At 59.5% G+C, this 15,871-nt stretch carries 14 protein-coding genes and 1 pseudogene; 8 read left to right on the top strand and 7 right to left on the bottom strand.

The window, feature by feature from the left end; all coding sequences use genetic code 11:
• Positions 1-98: 98 nt before the first annotated feature.
• From ABEH87_RS16650 to ABEH87_RS16635, 4 genes and pseudogenes are all read right to left on the bottom strand, one after another.
• Positions 99-526 (bottom strand): annotated as a pseudogene (locus ABEH87_RS16650) (LytS/YhcK type 5TM receptor domain-containing protein); the annotation flags it as partial.
• A 246-nt stretch (positions 527-772) separates the two neighbouring features.
• Positions 773-1,561 (bottom strand): ABC transporter ATP-binding protein, encoded by a 789-nt coding sequence (locus ABEH87_RS16645; RefSeq protein WP_346577866.1) that lies wholly within the window; start codon positions 1,559-1,561, stop codon positions 773-775.
• Positions 1,558-2,610, bottom strand: a complete 1,053-nt coding sequence (locus ABEH87_RS16640; RefSeq protein ID WP_346577864.1) for an iron ABC transporter permease — start codon at positions 2,608-2,610, stop codon at positions 1,558-1,560. Before ABEH87_RS16640 ends, ABEH87_RS16645 begins: the two co-directional genes overlap by 4 nt.
• A 107-nt stretch (positions 2,611-2,717) precedes the next feature.
• Positions 2,718-3,836, bottom strand: coding sequence for an ABC transporter substrate-binding protein (locus ABEH87_RS16635; RefSeq protein WP_346577863.1), 1,119 nt, complete (start codon positions 3,834-3,836; stop codon positions 2,718-2,720).
• 540 nt (positions 3,837-4,376) lie between these two features.
• Here ABEH87_RS16635 and mdtJ point away from each other — a divergent pair.
• From mdtJ to lldD, 8 genes are all read left to right on the top strand, one after another.
• The gene (gene mdtJ / locus ABEH87_RS16630; protein WP_346577861.1) at positions 4,377-4,721 is read left to right on the top strand and encodes a multidrug/spermidine efflux SMR transporter subunit MdtJ; all 345 of its coding nucleotides are present in this window, start codon (positions 4,377-4,379) and stop codon (positions 4,719-4,721) included.
• On the top strand, positions 4,708-5,037 hold the full coding sequence (gene mdtI, locus ABEH87_RS16625; RefSeq protein ID WP_346577860.1) for a multidrug/spermidine efflux SMR transporter subunit MdtI: 330 nt from the start codon (positions 4,708-4,710) through the stop codon (positions 5,035-5,037). The genes mdtJ and mdtI overlap by 14 nt, the downstream gene beginning before the upstream one ends.
• Before the next feature lie 181 nt (positions 5,038-5,218).
• A complete protein-coding gene (locus ABEH87_RS16620) occupies positions 5,219-7,051 on the top strand; it encodes a beta-glucoside-specific PTS transporter subunit IIABC (RefSeq protein WP_346577858.1) in 1,833 nt (610 codons plus the stop codon).
• Positions 7,048-8,514, top strand: coding sequence for a family 1 glycosylhydrolase (locus tag ABEH87_RS16615; protein WP_346577857.1), 1,467 nt, complete (start codon positions 7,048-7,050; stop codon positions 8,512-8,514). Before ABEH87_RS16620 ends, ABEH87_RS16615 begins: the two co-directional genes overlap by 4 nt.
• 16 nt (positions 8,515-8,530) lie before the next feature.
• Positions 8,531-9,367 carry a PRD domain-containing protein gene (locus ABEH87_RS16610; protein WP_346577855.1) on the top strand — a complete coding sequence of 279 codons (837 nt, stop codon included), beginning with the start codon at positions 8,531-8,533 and terminating at the stop codon, positions 9,365-9,367.
• Positions 9,368-9,444: 77 nt separating this feature from the next.
• Complete coding sequence (gene yddG / locus ABEH87_RS16605) at positions 9,445-10,350, top strand: aromatic amino acid DMT transporter YddG (protein WP_346577853.1); 906 nt, start codon at positions 9,445-9,447, stop codon at positions 10,348-10,350.
• A gap of 182 nt (positions 10,351-10,532) precedes the next feature.
• On the top strand, positions 10,533-11,315 hold the full coding sequence (gene lldR / locus ABEH87_RS16600) for a transcriptional regulator LldR (RefSeq protein ID WP_346577852.1): 783 nt from the start codon (positions 10,533-10,535) through the stop codon (positions 11,313-11,315).
• Positions 11,312-12,457 carry an FMN-dependent L-lactate dehydrogenase LldD gene (gene lldD / locus ABEH87_RS16595; RefSeq protein ID WP_346577850.1) on the top strand — a complete coding sequence of 382 codons (1,146 nt, stop codon included), beginning with the start codon at positions 11,312-11,314 and terminating at the stop codon, positions 12,455-12,457. The genes lldR and lldD overlap by 4 nt, the downstream gene beginning before the upstream one ends.
• A 114-nt stretch (positions 12,458-12,571) precedes the next feature.
• Here the strand turns inward: lldD and ABEH87_RS16590 are convergent, their stop codons facing one another.
• From ABEH87_RS16590 to ABEH87_RS16580, 3 genes are read right to left on the bottom strand one after another with little or no spacing between them, the layout of a single operon-like run.
• Positions 12,572-13,756, bottom strand: coding sequence for a nucleotide disphospho-sugar-binding domain-containing protein (locus ABEH87_RS16590; protein WP_346577849.1), 1,185 nt, complete (start codon positions 13,754-13,756; stop codon positions 12,572-12,574).
• Between the two features lie 20 nt (positions 13,757-13,776).
• Positions 13,777-14,901, bottom strand: a complete 1,125-nt coding sequence (locus ABEH87_RS16585) for a glycosyltransferase (RefSeq protein WP_346577847.1) — start codon at positions 14,899-14,901, stop codon at positions 13,777-13,779.
• Positions 14,895-15,857 (bottom strand): NAD(P)-dependent oxidoreductase, encoded by a 963-nt coding sequence (locus tag ABEH87_RS16580; protein WP_346577845.1) that lies wholly within the window; start codon positions 15,855-15,857, stop codon positions 14,895-14,897. Before ABEH87_RS16580 ends, ABEH87_RS16585 begins: the two co-directional genes overlap by 7 nt.
• Between the last annotated feature and the right edge of the window lie 14 nt (positions 15,858-15,871).

Raw genomic sequence — 15,871 nt, 5'->3', positions numbered from 1 at the left:
GAAAACGCCGTGGTGTATTTCTCAAACATCGCCCGCTTATCCAGCAGGATACGCATAAACATCGCCGCACCCAGGGTGTTGGTGACCATCATCGGGGCGGCAATGCTCTGCACCAGGTGCAGCGCATCCTGAAACGGGCGGGCAATCAGCAGGATAATCGCCATCTGCACCAGTTCGGCGATAAAGGTGATCCCCCCTGCCGTCAGCGGGCTGAAGACCTTATCGCTGCGCCCGCGTTTGATCAGAATACTGTGCATCAGGCCGCCCAGCAGCCCCTCAGCAATGGTCGAAATCATGCAGCTCAGCGCGGTCATGCCGCCCAGCGAATAGCGGTGCAGCCCCCCGTCAGCCCCACCAGCCCGCCGACCACCGGCCCGCCCAGCAGGCCGCCCATTACGGCGCCGATGGCGCGCGTATTGGCAATCGAGTCTTCGATATGCAGGCCAAAATAGGTGCCCATAATGCAGAAAATCGAGAAGGTGATGTAGCACAGCAGCTTGTGCGGCAGGCGCACCGTCACCTGCATTAAGGGGATGAACAGACGGGTTTTACTCATCAGCCAGGCGATGACCAGAAAGACACACATCTGCTGTAACAGCAGTAAAATTAACGTAAATTCGTACATGCCCTGTAACTCAAAATTCCCAATGCCAGCAACATACACCCGGCAAGGCAATCTTTCCTGCATCAAGCTGCAAAATGCGAGCTGGTACGCCATTTTGACAGAAAAATGCCACAGTAAGGGCGGTTCATGCCCTGACTGACTCTGAGCTTACCCTGCCGCGCGGCTGAACGGCTGGATCACCGGATGACCGGCACGATCGCGCAGGATCTCCACCTCAACGCCGTAGGTGGCGGCGATCAGGTCGGCGGTGACCACATCACGCGGTTTCCCGGCGGCCTGGATTTTCCCCTGTGCCACCACCAGCAGGTTGTCGGCATACTGGCAGGCGAGGTTGAGATCGTGCAGCACAATCACCGTGACCCAGCCGCGGGCGCGGGTTTCACGCCGCACCAGGTCCAGCAGCGCCAGCTGATGTTTCAGATCCAGGGCGCTGACCGGTTCATCCAGCAGCATCACCTGCGGCTCACGCATCATCACCTGGGCAAACAGCACCATCTGGCGCTGCCCGCCGCTCAGCGAGGCGATATCGCGCCCGGCAAGATGGGCGATACCCGCCTGTGCCAGGCGCTGCATCGCCGCTTCCAGCGTTTCATCATCAATATGCAGCGCCAGCCTGCCCAGCCGTCCCAGCACCACCACTTCCAGCACCGTCAGGCCAATATCGGCACTGCTGTCCTGCGGCAGGTAGGCAAACACGTCGCGCCAGGCGTGCAGGACGCGGCCCGATGGCTTGCCCGCCGCCAGCGCAGCCCCGCCAAAGCGGATCTGTCCGCAGGCCAGCGCCAGCTCGCCAAAGATTGCGCTCAGCAGGGTGGTTTTACCGGTGCCGTTCGGGCCGATAATTACATGGATTTTACCGGCCTCCAGCCCGGCGCTGACCCCATCGATCACCGGCCGCCCCTGACGGTGAACAGAGATATTATCAAGCTGGATCACAGCGCACTCCTTCGCGGGGAAAAAATCAGCCACAGCAGGAAAGGCACGCCGACGATGGCGGTGACTATGCCTACCGGAAACAGCGCACCGGGCACAATAGATTTCGACAATACCGAGGCGGCCGACAGCATCAGCGCACCGCTCAGTAGCGACATCGGCAGGGAAAAACGCTGATCCTCCCCCACCAGCATGCGGGCAATATGCGGGGCCACCAGGCCGATAAAGCCGATCACCCCGACGAAGCTGGTGGCCGTCGCCGTCATCACCGCAACAATCACCAGCACCTTCATACGCAGACGCCGCACGTTGACGCCCAGACTGAGCGCGCGCATTTCCCCCATGCGCAGGGCGGCCAGCTTCCACGAGTCCGCCATCAGCAGCAGACAGCACACCAGCGTCACGCCTGCCGTCAGGGCCAGCGTGGGCCAGGTGGCTTTGGTCAGGCTGCCGAACAGCCAGAATAATATCTGCTGCGACAGCTCAGGTGCGGAAAGAAACTGGATCAGCGACAGCATCGACTGGAACAGGAACAGCAGCGCAATGCCGCCGAGGATAATGGTTTCAGTTCGCACCCGGCGCATCGACGCCAGCATAAACAGGAACAGCGCCGCCAGCATGGAGAAGAGAAAAGCCCCCACCGGCACGGCAATCATCGGGTTCAGCCCGAAGCCGCCCGCCGCCAGGCTCAGCGCCGCGCCAAACCCGGCAGCGGCGGCCATCCCCAGCGTGTAGGGGCTGGCCATCGGGTTATTGAGCAGGGTCTGCATCTGCGCACCTCCGGCGCCGAGTGCCGCGCCCACCACCAGCGCCATCAGCGCCATCGGCAGGCGAAACTCCCGCACGATGGCGTCGGTCATCGCCGCCCGTTCACCGATGCCGGTCAGCGAGCGGATCACCTCTGACGGTGCCAGCAGCGACGGCCCGGTGGCAATATCCAGCACCAGGCAGGCGGCCGTCAGCAGAATAAAAAGCAACACATAGCGCCAGCGCTTACCTTCGCGCACGCGATGTGCCGCAATAGCAGCACGATGGTCGGTAGGAGTGTTCATTAAACGGTCCTGGCTAACAGCGCGCGGCGACCCAAACTGCGGTCGCCGCTTCGGAAAACAGGGCGATTCGGACTGTCGTCGCCCCGGATGAGACAGGCAAGGCTGGCTTACGCTTTTACGCTAACAACAAAGGTGCCTTTCGGGGTCACCGGCAGGTATTTTTTGTAGAAGTTCAGGTAATTTGCCAGCGGGTCGATATCCTTAAACAGCTCAGGATAGAGCTGCTTCGCCATATACTGCACCATCGCGAAATCTGACAGGGTGCGCGATGCGCCCTGATAAACGCCGAACACCTTGCCGTTTTTCACCGCCGGTAACTGGTTCCAGCCCGCACGCTGTTCAAAGCCTTTCAGCTTCGCCCGCGCTTCCGCTTCGTTTACCCCCTGCCCCATCGGCAGCGCGTCAGGATTTTTATTGTTCTCACGCCCGGAGATGAAAATCGCGTCCGGTTTTGACGCCAGCACCTGCTCCGGGTTCAGCGGCCCCCACCACTCCACGAACGGCGTAGCGATGTTATTGCCACCCGCTGCCGTAGCCATTGAGCCCCACATATTTTTGCCGTAGGTAAAGGAGTACTCTTCCGGCCCTTTGTTGCCGAACTCCACGTACACCTTTGGCTGCGGTTTGCCCGCCGCCGCAATGCGGTCAGCCACCTGCTTCAGCGCACCGGCGTACAGCGCCGCCATTTCACTGGCGCGCGCCTCCTGCCCGGTCAGCGTTCCCAGCACGCGCGTTGAGGCCACGTGGCGCTCCACGGTCTGTGCGTTGTAGTCGATGACCACAATCGGGATACCCTGTTTTTCAATGCGCTGCACATCCTGCCCCAGCGCCTGGAACTGCCAGTCGGCGAGGATCACCAGGTCCGGGTTCAGGCTGAGCACTTTTTCTACCGAGAAGCTCTGTGCTTCCACTTCCCCCACGTCCGGAATGTTCTTCAGCGAAGGGCGGTGCGCCACGTGCATATTCCAGTTCGCCGGCACCCAGCCTTCCCAGGCTTCGCGAGAAATGCCGACCACGGAGTCGTACGCTTTTTCACCGCCCACCGACATGTAATCTTCAAAGTAAAAACCCAGCACCACGCGTTTGGCAGGCAGGTCAACTTTCACTTCACGGCCGATGACATCGGTCAGCGTCTGAACTTTGGCGGAGGCCGATGTGGCCACTGCCAGTACCGCCAGGGAGAGCGCGCAGACAATGGCACGCGGATTTAATACAGAGAGGGTCATGGATACAGGTTCCTGGTAAGAAACTAAAGACAAATAAAAATGATTATCAGTTAGATTTGATACGGTTTTTTACACAGTTTAACGATTTCCTGCAACTGATTTAGTGGCTGCATTATCTCGCAGCGTGAGCAACGACCTCAGTGATGAACTCTGCCCCTGAACCGTTCTCTGGCGCGTTATAACGCCATCAGACAGTGATATTCGCTGCTTTTTGTTTTAAATGCAGCGTAAAGAATTGAAAATAAGCCAGCTTAACGGTTGATGATCGGGTAAAAGAGAGGCGTGTATCACTACTGAGGACAATTCTCTTTCCGCACTGACGAGAAGCAACAACGCGGATAAGTTGTAAATATTATGGATAATATCGGCAAGACCTGGCAAAACCGCTCTCCCCTTTTCTCTTCTGCTTATTCCCTTTCCGGTGAACAACACTGGCGTAACGCGCTTTAGTCCCCTTCCTCATTCTGTTTGTCTGTAATTTATTGCCGCCTGTACGCTTTTCAGGCTGGCGCGTAGACAGTTTTTGTGGAAGAAAAAATCATGTTTTACTGGATGTTACTGGCTCTGGCGATCGCGCTTGAGATCGCCGGCACGCTATTAATGAAGTGGTCAGACGTCAGCGATAATCAGCTGGGCTATTTCCTGATGCTGGTGATGATCGCTCTCTCTTACATCGCCCTTTCCGTTTCGATTAAAAAAATCGCCCTCGGCGTCGCCTACGCGATGTGGGAAGGGATCGGTATTTTGTTTATTACGCTGTTCAGCGTGCTGTTATTCGATGAGTCCGTCTCGCTGGCCAGACTCTTCGGCCTGGCCACGCTGGTGGCGGGGATTATCCTGATTAAATCCGGTACCAGCAGCAGGAGGCCGCATGCAGGCGTTTGAGTGGCTACATGCCGCCTGGCTGTGCGCGGCCATCGTGCTGGAAATTGCCGCCAATATTTTCCTTAAGCTGTCAGACGGCTTTAAGCGTAAAGCCTTTGGCCTGCTGTCATTGCTGGCCGTGCTGGCGGCTTTCAGCGCGCTGGCGCAGGCGGTGAAAGGGATTGAACTGTCCGTCGCTTACGCGCTGTGGGGCGGGTTCGGGCTGGTGGCGACCATCGCCGCAGGCTGGATCCTGTTCGGTCAGCGCCTGAATCGTCAAGGCTGGCTGGGGGTGGTTCTGCTGCTGATCGGCATGGTGATGATTAAGCTTTCCTGATCCCACTCTGCAATAGCGCTCACAAAATCTGTACAGCAGAATGCAATCTGGTTGCCTTTAGCCGCCGCTGGCGATAGAAGTGAACGCAGGCGTGTCACTGGTATCGACCAGGCAAGACCTGAAGCTCTCCCTCACCGGAGGGCTTCAGGTCTTTTTTTTTGCGTGAAAGAAGGGGCGTCAGATGAATCACATGGAAACGGCACAACAGATCGTCGCTCTGGTGGGCGGTATCAATAATATTGACCATATTGAACACTGTTCAACCCGACTGCGGCTGACGCTCAATGATAACGCACTGGTGCAGCAGGCGGCGCTGGAGAAGGTACCGGGCGTCCTCGGCGTGCGCGTCAACGTGCAGTGCCAGGTGATCATCGGCAAAGAGGTGATCGGCATCTTTGAAGCGGTGCGTGACCTTGCCGCAGGGCGTGAAACCGGCGCGAAGCAACCCGCCGCCCGCATCAGCATTGGGGCGAGGATCGTTGACTTCGTGATCAGTATTTTCCAGCCGCTGATCCCGGCGATTGCTGGTGGCGGCGTACTGAAGTCGCTGCTGCTGCTGCTGGACCTGCTCGGCTGGCTTAGCCGCAGCAGCTCAACCTGGAAAGTGCTGGATAATATCGGCTCTGCCCCGCTCTACTTTCTGCCCGTTCTGGTGGCGATCACCACCGCCACCAAGCTGAAGGTCAATATACTGGTGGCGGTGTCCGCCGTGTCGGTCCTGCTGCTGCCCGCGATGGCGAAACAGCTGGCGGAAGGCGCGCAGTTCCTGGCGCTGGACCTGCAAAATGTCGCCTATGCCTCACAGGTGTTCCCGGCCATTCTCTGCGTGCTGTTCTACGCTCAGACCGAGAAACTGTTTAACCGCTATTCGCCCGCCGCACTGCGGGTATTTCTCTCCCCGATGCTGTCGCTGCTGGTTACCGTACCCGTAACGCTGCTGTTCCTCGGCCCGCTCGGCTATGAGCTGGGGTCCGGACTGGCCACGGTGATACTCTGGCTGTATGACCGACTGGGCTTTGTCGCTACCGCACTGCTGGCCGGCGTGCTGCCGTTTATGGTGGCTTCCGGGATGCACAAACCGATGATCCCTTATGTCGTGGCCTCAATGGCACAGTTTGGCCGCGAGATGCTCTACCTGCCCGCGTCGCTGGCCCACAATATTGCCGAAGCCGCGACCTGCTTTGCCATCTACTTCAAAAGCCGTGATAAAAACAAAAAATCCACCGCGCTGTCGGCGGCGCTCTCCGCCCTGTGCGGCATTACCGAACCGGCGCTGTACGGCATCACCCTGCTGAACAAGAAAGCCCTGTACGCCGTGATTGTCGGCAGCGTGATCGGCGGCGGCTTTATTGGCTGGATGGCGGTCGAAGCCTTTGCGCTGGTGGGGCCGGGGCTGGCCAGTATCTCAATGTTTGTCGCGGCGGATAACCCGTCGAATATCCTCTATGCCCTGCTGGGCGCGGCGCTGGCATTTGTCATCACCTTTGTCGCCACCCTGCTGATCTGGCAGGAAGAGCCGCAGCCCGCCGCCAGCGGACTGCCGTCTGCGCTGAGCGGCATTGACCTGCTCAGCCCGGCCGAAGGCAGGGTGATCCCATTAGCCCAGGTCAGTGACGATGTGTTCTCGGCCGGGATCATGGGCGACGGCATTGCGGTTATTCCCAGACGTGGCGCGCTGTTTGCCCCGGCCAGCGGCACGATCGGCAGCGTATTCGACAGCGGTCACGCGCTCAGCATGCTGACCGACGGCGGTGCCGAGCTGATTTTCCATATTGGCATCGACACCATCAAAATGGATGGGCGCGGCTTCTCCCCACAGGTGACAGAAAACCAGTCGGTGCAGGCGGGCGAGCTGCTAGTAACATTCGATCTTGAGGCGATTATCGCGGCCGGATTTGATCCGGTGGTGATCATGGTGGTGACCAACAGTGAGCGTTTTCAGGTGTCAGCGAACACGCTGACCAGCGCGGTCGGCCATCCCTGTAATGTAATGACTTTAAAGGAGTCGGTATGAAGCAGAACAACCCTGTTTTTCCCCCAAACTTTTTGTGGGGCGCAGCGATTGCCGCTAACCAGGCTGAAGGGGCGTGGAATGTGGCGGGCAAAGGTCCGTCGGTGGCCGATGCCATCGCCCATAAAAGCAATCTGGATCTGACCGATTACAGCGGACATATGGCGCTGACCGACGAGAATATCCGCGATGCGCTGAACGGCACCCGCGATGCGCTCTATCCTAAGCGTCGCGGCATCGATTTTTATCACCGTTATAAAGAAGACCTGGCGCTGTTCGCCGAGATGGGCATTAAAGTGCTGCGCGTTTCGATTGCCTGGTCGCGCATCTTCCCGGCGGGCGAAGAGCAGGAGCCGAACGAGGCAGGACTGCAATTCTATGACGATCTGTTCCGTGAAATGCGCAGGCACCATATCGAACCGCTGGTCACGCTGTCGCACTACGAGATGCCGCTGAAGCTGAGCGAAAAGTACAACGGCTGGGTTGACCGTCACGTGGTGGAGGCCTTTGTGCGCTACAGCAACGCCTGCTTTGACCGTTACAAAGACCTGGTGCGCTACTGGCTGACGTTTAACGAGATCGACAGTATTCACCGCCACCCGTTCACCACCGCCGGTATCCGCGAAGAGAAATGCGCCCCAGGCCAGGCGACGCAGGACATCTATCAGGCTCTGCACCATCAGTTTGTAGCCTCGGCGCTGGTGACGCGCGACTGCCACGCCAAAATCCCCGGCAGCCAGGTCGGCTGTATGCTCACCAAGCTGACCACCTATTCGCGTACCTGCCACCCGCAGGATGTGGAAGCCACGCTGAAGAAGAACCTGGAAAACTACTTCTACACCGACGTGCAGGTCAAAGGCGAGTATCCACCGCTGATTCTGCGTGACCTGGAACGGCGCGGCATCCATCTGGAGATGCAGCCGGACGATCTGGCAATCCTGCGCCAGCACACCGTCGATTTCCTGTCGTTCAGTTACTATATGTCGATAACCGAATCCACCCAGCCGGACGCCGAACGCATTCCGGGCAATACCGTACTCGGCGTGAAAAACCCCTACCTGCCTGCGTCTGAATGGGGCTGGCAGATTGACCCTGTGGGGCTGAAGATCTCCCTGCTGGAGCTGTACGACCGCTATCAGAAACCGCTGTTTATTGTGGAAAACGGTCTGGGGGCAAAAGACGTGCTGGTGGATGGCAAAATTCATGACGACTACCGCATTGACTACTTCAGATCACACTTCGAACAAATGCAGGCCGCGATAGACGAAGGTGTTGATCTGCTGGGCTTTACCAGCTGGGGAACCATTGACATTATTAGTGCCGGAACCTCGCAGATGTCCAAACGCTATGGCTTTATCTATGTCGATCAGGACGATGACGGCAACGGTACGCTGGCGCGTCTGCGTAAAGACTCGTTTTACTGGTATCAGCAGGTGATTGCCAGCAACGGCAGCGATCTCAGTTAAAGCCGCAGGAAATATCGTGATGAAAGTGAAGAAGTCGCTGAACAACAGTCTGCTGCTGGTCGAACAGGACCAGCGCGAACTGATCCTGTTCGGCAAAGGGATTGGATTTGGTGCCAGACCCGGCACCCTGGTGGACAGGGAGAGTATCGAGCAGGTGTTTATCCCGCTTGAAGAGTTTAAAACTCAGCACTTTCTCTCACTCACCGACACGGTTCCGGCGGCCTTTTTTGACCTGACCCACGATATTATCGCCCTGGCGCAAAAACAGTACGTTGAGAAACTGAGCAGCGTGCTGTTTTTCACCCTGGCGGAGCATCTGTTCTATGCCGTTGAGCGCTGCAGGGCGGGCAACCCGCTGGCGAATAAGCTGTCGTGGGAGGTGAAACGCTACTATCCGCGTGAATATCAGATCGGTGTGCAGGGTCGCGATCTCGCCAGCCAGCGTTTTCAGGTGGCGCTGGACGATGACGAGGCGGTGCATATTGCCTTCCATCTGATTAACGCCTCCGGCGACCCGGACAGCGGTGATGCCCACCAGCAGGTACAGCTGGTGAACCGTATTGCCGAAATTGTTCGCTATAAGCTGAATAAAAACATCGATATCAGCAGCGTGAACTACCACCGCTTTATTACGCATCTGCGTTATTTTGCCGAACGGGTGATTGCGCAGAAAATACCGGCGCAGCAAGGCGATGACTTTTATCACGAGATGCTGAAGTTCCATCCGCTGGCGATGTCAGTCGCCTGTACCGTGCGCGACTATATTCAGGATAAATATCAGTATCGTTTACCCAATGATGAATTAACCTGGATAGGGATCCATATCAGCCGCCTGGCGGATACCCCCTCCTGAACGCGATAGTCGGTGCGCATTCGCACGCCGCCCTGTAAAGTCTTAACCGGTCATTTTTCAACGGCAGGGACGACACCATGACACAAAACAAAGCCACGCTTATCGGGCTGATCGCCATCGTGCTGTGGAGCGCGATTGTCGGGCTGATACGCGGTGTCAGTGAGGGTCTTGGTGCCGTCGGCGGAGCGGCGATGATCTACACGCTCAGCGCGCTGCTGCTTCTGCTGACGGTGGGCTTTCCTGCTGTCAGGAAGTTTCCCCGCGCCTATCTGATTAGCGGCAGCCTGCTGTTTGTCTGTTACGAACTCTGCCTGTCGCTGTCGCTCGGCTACGCCAGTACCGGCGCCCAGGCGATTGAGGTCGGCATGGTGAACTACCTGTGGCCAGGTATGACCGTGCTGTTATCGGTACTGATTACCCGCCAGAAGTGCAGCCTGTTGATGATTCCGGGCCTGATGATATCCCTCGCCGGGATCGGCATGGTGCTGGCGGGCGACAGCACCCTTTCGCTGACAGAGATCGCCCGCAATGTGGCGACTAACCCTCTCAGCTACGGGCTGGCGTTTGCCGGGGCCGTCATCTGGGCCGTGTACTGTGTGGTCACCCGCAAAATCGCGCAGGGCAGCAACGGTATTACGCTGTTCTTTATTCTGACGGCGCTGGCGCTGTGGGTGAAGTTTTTCACGGCTCCGCAGCCGGAGATGACCTTCAGCGTACCGGTGCTGGTCAGGCTGGCGCTGGCCGCGATGGCGATGGGCTTTGGCTATGCCGCCTGGAACACCGGCATCTTGCACGGCAACGTGACGCTGCTGGCGGCCGCCTCCTACTTTATTCCGGTGATTTCCGCCCTGCTGGCGGCCCTGCTGCTTAACGCCAGCCTGTCGGTTAACTTCTGGCAGGGGGCGGCGATGGTCAGCCTGGGGTCGCTGCTGTGCTGGTGGTCAACGCGCAGCCAAGCGAAAGGGGTCAAAACCGCGCCCTGAGCCCGCCCTCTTTCCTGCTGATTCTGGTCCTACCAATTTTAGAAAAATAACCAACCCGGCCACAAAAAAACAAAATTCCCCGCAAGATCGTTGTATTCAGATAACAAAATATTAACTATCAGCAGCAGTGAACGCTGTACTGCGTCATTTGGTAGGACCACCCCCTGTCAGGAGAAGCTGGAATGCCGCCGTGGGAAAATCTGTCTGCTCCGCTCGTGGAACGTATCCGGGCGCTGATCGCCGGGCGTCAGCTGGCGCCAGGGGCGCGCCTGCCTGCCGAGCGTAAGCTGGCTGACGAGCTGAGCGTCTCGCGCTCTTCGCTACGTGAAGCGCTGCAAAAACTGGTGGGCGAAGGCGTGCTGTTCAGCCGTCACGGTGGCGGCTATTACCTGAGTGACGCGCCGCCGCCGTGGTCGGAGCAGCGTATCGTCCAGCCGCTGAAGGCGCTGGTCGCGGACGATCCGGACTACCGTAACGACATCCTCGAAGCCCGTCACGCCATCGAAGCCAGTACCGCCTGGTATGCCGCGCTGCGCGCCACCGATGCTGATAAAGAGAAGCTGCAAAGCTGTTTTGACGCCATCCAGCAGCAGGAGAGCCTGTCGCCGGAGATGGCGGCCCAGGCCGATGTGCGCTTTCATCTGGCGATTGCTGAAGCGTCGCACAACGTGGTGCTGCTTCAGACCATGCGCGGCTTCTTCGACCTGCTGCAATCCTCGGTGGCGCACAGCCGCGAACGTATGTACAGCGCGCCGACAATTTTTGCCCGGCTGACGGACCAGCATGAAGCGATACTGCTGGCGATCCTCGCGGGCGATGCCGAACGTGCAGGTCAGGCGGCCAGGCAGCATCTTGGCTTTGTTCAGACCACCCTGAAAGACCTGCATGAAAATGAAGCCCGGCGGCGGCGCAGCACCCGCCTGCCGGATGACAACAGTCCTGCCACCAGGGAAGAAAATCGATGATTATTTCAGCCGGAACTGACTACCGCGCCGCCGCTAAGCGCATCCTGCCCCCGTTTCTGTTTCATTACATTGACGGCGGTGCCTATGCCGAACACACCCTGCGCCGCAACGTAGAGGACCTGGCCAGCATCGCGCTGAAACAGCGCGTGCTGAACAATATGTCCGACCTCAGCCTGCAAACCACGCTGTTTAATGAAACGCTGTCAATGCCGGTGGCGCTGGCTCCGGTCGGGCTGTGCGGCATGTACGCCCGCCGGGGAGAGGTACAGGCGGCCAAAGCAGCGGCGGCCAGAGGCATTCCTTTTACCCTGTCCACCGTGTCGGTGTGCCCGATTGAAGAGGTGGCGCCAGCCATCTCGCGCCCGATGTGGTTCCAGCTCTACGTGCTGAAAGATCGTGGTTTTATGCGCAATGCGCTGGAGCGCGCCAAAGCAGCAGGCTGCTCGACGCTGGTGTTTACTGTCGATATGCCCACTCCCGGCGCGCGCTACCGCGATGCGCACTCGGGCATGAGCGGCCCGAATGCGGCCCTGCGCCGCTACTGGCAGTCCGTCACCCATCCGCAATGGGCCTGGGACGTGGGCCTGCACGGCAAACCGCACGACCTCGGCAATATCTCCACCTATCTCGGCAAGCCGACCGGGCTGGAAGATTATATTGGCTGGCTGGCGAATAATTTCGACCCGTCTATCAGCTGGAGCGACCTGGAGTGGATCCGCGAGTTCTGGGACGGCCCGATGATCATCAAAGGTATTCTCGACCCGGACGATGCGCGTGACGCCGTGCGCTTCGGCGCCGACGGTATTGTGGTGTCCAACCACGGTGGCCGCCAGCTGGACGGCGTGCTGTCCACCGCACGGGCGCTGCCCGCGATTGCCGACGCGGTGAAAGGTGATATTGCCATTCTGGCCGACAGCGGTATCCGCAACGGGCTGGACGTGGTGCGGATGATTGCGCTGGGTGCAGATACCGTGCTGCTGGGCCGCGCCTATCTTTATGCGCTGGCCACCGCCGGTCAGGCCGGAGTGGAGAATCTGCTGACGCTGATCGAGAAAGAGATGCGGGTGGCTATGACCCTGACGGGGATGAGGTCCGTGGCGGAGATTTCACGCTCGGCGCTGGTGGAGAATGGGCTGGGGTGATGAATACCCCACTATCACCGTCACCGGGGCTTTTAAGATCTGCGCTGGAGGGTCTTTACAACGCCTGTAGGGGCTGACCTTCTTTTCCGGTCAGCCCGCACACCGCACCGTCCGCTACGAAACCAGCTGTTCCAGCAGCGGGCGCGCATCACGCAGAGCGGACAGGCCGCCCCTGAGCCAGATGCCCTTTCCTGCCGCTTCGATCCTGGCCGCATGATCAAACTGATCGTAGTCCACCGGATAGATCAGTGCGGGAATATCATGCCGCAGGCAGTAATACATGATCCCGGCCCCGCCGTGATGGATCACCACATCGTAGTGTTCCAGATCCCGCTCGTAATCGATCCACGCCAGGCAGACCAGATTGGCCTGAACAGGCGCCGTTCCCTGAGTCTCCGGGTCACCCCAGGTGAAATGAAACTGCCATTCCGGCAGCGTCGCGGCCAGCTGAGCCAGCGCGTTAATCGTCGGCTGCTTGTGCCAGGCCAGATGAGTCCCCAGGGTGACCAGCACATGACGCTGCCCGCATTTAAACGGCGGGGCAGGCAGATCGTAGTGTGGCGTATACAGCGCCGGCCCGATAAATTTCACCGCTGACGGCCAGCGGCGGGGGAACTCCAGTGCCGGGTCACCGAGCGCTAAAATGCACTCGGCAGAATAGGCGCTTTCACTGCCGTCGTCGCGGTACAGCTGTTTCATCCCCAGCGCCTGTATCGGGCGGCGGAACAGCGCAAAAATCGTCTTTTTAAACAGCCTTAACTTGTAGCGCGCCAGTGCATGACGGCTCTGCTGCCAGCGGGTACGCGCGGGGAACAGACCGCCAAAGTAGGCGGGCGGGCCGTCCGGCGTTTCCAGCACGCAGGGCGAAGGCAGGCTGGTCCACCAGCGGACGCCGCGATCCTGCGCCACGCAACCGACAATGGGCAGGGTAAAATCCGCAATCGCCAGGTCGGGCGCTGACTGACGGTACAGGGCGTCCAGCTCGCTGCGGAAATCTGCCAGCAGCGCCAGCGCTGCGCGGAACTGCCTGTAAAGCCGCAGAGGATGGTTACCGACCGCATACTGCGGATTGGCAATCGCCAGCAGCGCCTGCTCCTGGCCTGCCAGCAGCTCATGTGCTTCCAGCCCCGCCGCCCGGATACGCGGCAGCATACTTTCCGTGCTGATGACCCGCACCTGATAGTGTGCCCGGAGGACGCATGCCAGCGCCAGGATCGGGTGCAGATGCCCGGCGAAAGGCGGGGCGAGAAGATCGATGCGCCGCGTGCCCGCCGGGATCAGATCCCGTACGTTATTCATGGTGACGCCGTGCCCTGAGCTCATCGTGAAATAAACCGATCGTTGCTGAAAACCCGATAGCGACGACTGCGCCAGCGGATACTGCGGCGGCACAGCGCGTGCAGCAGATGCAGCGGCTGTAACAGTTCGGACAGCAGTGAGAGAAACGGATGTGAACCCCCGCGACCGCGCAGCAGCCAGCACAGCGTTCCCTGCCTGACCAGCAGGCAGGCTGTGCCGGAAATGAGCGCCGCCGGTGAACCGCTCAGCATCCCGATCAGGATGCCCCACAGCAACAGGGGATGCAGCCCCTGCAGCAGGAAAATAATCAGCTTAATTCCGGCAGACTTCTCACGCAGCAGCAGAGTGGCAAACAGATTCCAGCGGTGCATCTGCTGGGCGTAATGCCGCAGATCGCGCAGGCTGGTCTGTACCCGGACGGTCGCCGTATGCTGAACGATAGCGACCTGATGGCGGCGCGCCAGGTCGGCCAGCGCCAGATCGTCGGTCAGATGATGCAGGATTGGCGCAAAGCCTCCCAGCCGTGCCAGCGTCTCTTTGTGCAGGGCATAGCACATGCCATTCAGCGTCAGCGGCGGGCTGAAGGGCAACAGCGGAAGATAGGTCATCAGCGCATTGTCGTTGACGAACTGCGCCAGCAGCCGCGACGGCAAGTCCTGCGCTGCATGGTAATGCGGCAGCCCGGTCACGATCTTTCCGGGCTGGCAGGATGCCACCAGGTCATGGAAGTCCTGGCCCGCCAGCTGGCTGTCATCATCCAGCACCAGACACACCTCCGTACTGACGCTGCGCCACGCCTGCTCGAGTTTGAACAGCTTTGGATTGATCCCTTCCGCCGCCTGCGGGTACAGCTGAATATCAATCGCCACCGCCGGGTAACGCTGGCGCAGATCGCGGCAGATTTGCTGCGCCTCCCCATCATCCTCATCCACCAGCCAGCAGAACGCCGCCCCGCTCAGGTTGCTGACGTTCGACTCCAGCACCGCCGACAGCGCCGGATCGCCGCTGAGTATCGGCTGCACAATGGTGACGCTTTGCTTCCGCGGATTATCCCGCTGCGGCTGACGCAATACCCGGAGCGCCAGCCCCGCCTTCAGCAGTAAAATCATCAGGTACAGCGCGCATAGTGCGCCCGGTATTAACATGGCACACCCCGGCTAATCAGCTGCGTTATGCCCTGCTCCAGGGTCATCGAAGGCGGGCCAAAGTCCCGCAGCATCCGGCTGACGTTCAGAGTCTTCGAATAAGCAAACACCCCGACGCCAAATTCAGTCACCGGCGGCGGCTGACGCGTGGGCACCAGCGGCCAAAGGCGCTCCAGCCAGCGCGCTGCGCGCATTGCGGTGCGGGTTTTGATGCGACGCGCTGGCGCTGGCAGCTGTAGCTGCTGCAACAGCTGCTGTAAAAAAGCGGCAATCTCTACCGGGCGATCGTTACTGATGTTGTACACCGGCTGCAGCTGGGGGCTGCGGGCCGCCTGCAGCAGATAATCGCACAGCACTTCTACCGCCATCAGTTCCCCCTGCGCCGCCATACCGTCGGGCAGGAGCAGCGGCAGCTGCTTTTTACGGGCCGCACGGACCAGCGGCGGCAACAGCAGCGTGTCGCCCTCTCCGAATACGGCGCAGGGGCGCAGAATGGTTTTATCACCGCGATAGTGGCTCACTAACTGTTCGGCGGCATATTTACTGGCGGCGTAGCGATTGACGAACGACGGGCCGCACGGGCTGTGCTCTGAGAGGTCCAACTGGTGGTGATAGCGATAACAGACGGCAGGGCTGGAAAGAAATATCAGCCGGGGGCGGCCGCGACGTTCGCAGAAATCGATCACCTGGCGGGTCGTAACGACGTTCTCCTGCTGATACTGATGTGCGCTCCCCCAGGGGACGGCTCGCCCGGCAGCGTGGATCACCACATCAGGCTGGCAGGCGATATCCAGCCTGCTGGTCAAATCGGCAACATGCCAGGTGACCGTCGCAGGCAGATGTTGCGCCGCCCGCCGCCCGCTGGCATGGAGTTGCAGACCGTCATACCCGGAAAAACGCCGGATAAAGTGCCCAGCTATAAATCCTGATGCGCCGGTTATCAGTATCTTGATCACATCCGTTCCTATGA

The sequence above is a fragment of the Erwinia sp. Eh17-17 genome (assembly GCF_039675725.1).
Taxonomy (GTDB): Bacteria; Pseudomonadota; Gammaproteobacteria; order Enterobacterales; family Enterobacteriaceae; genus Erwinia.
The sequence above is the reverse complement of the archived record's forward strand: the minus strand, read 5'-3'. Positions and strand labels throughout refer to the sequence as shown.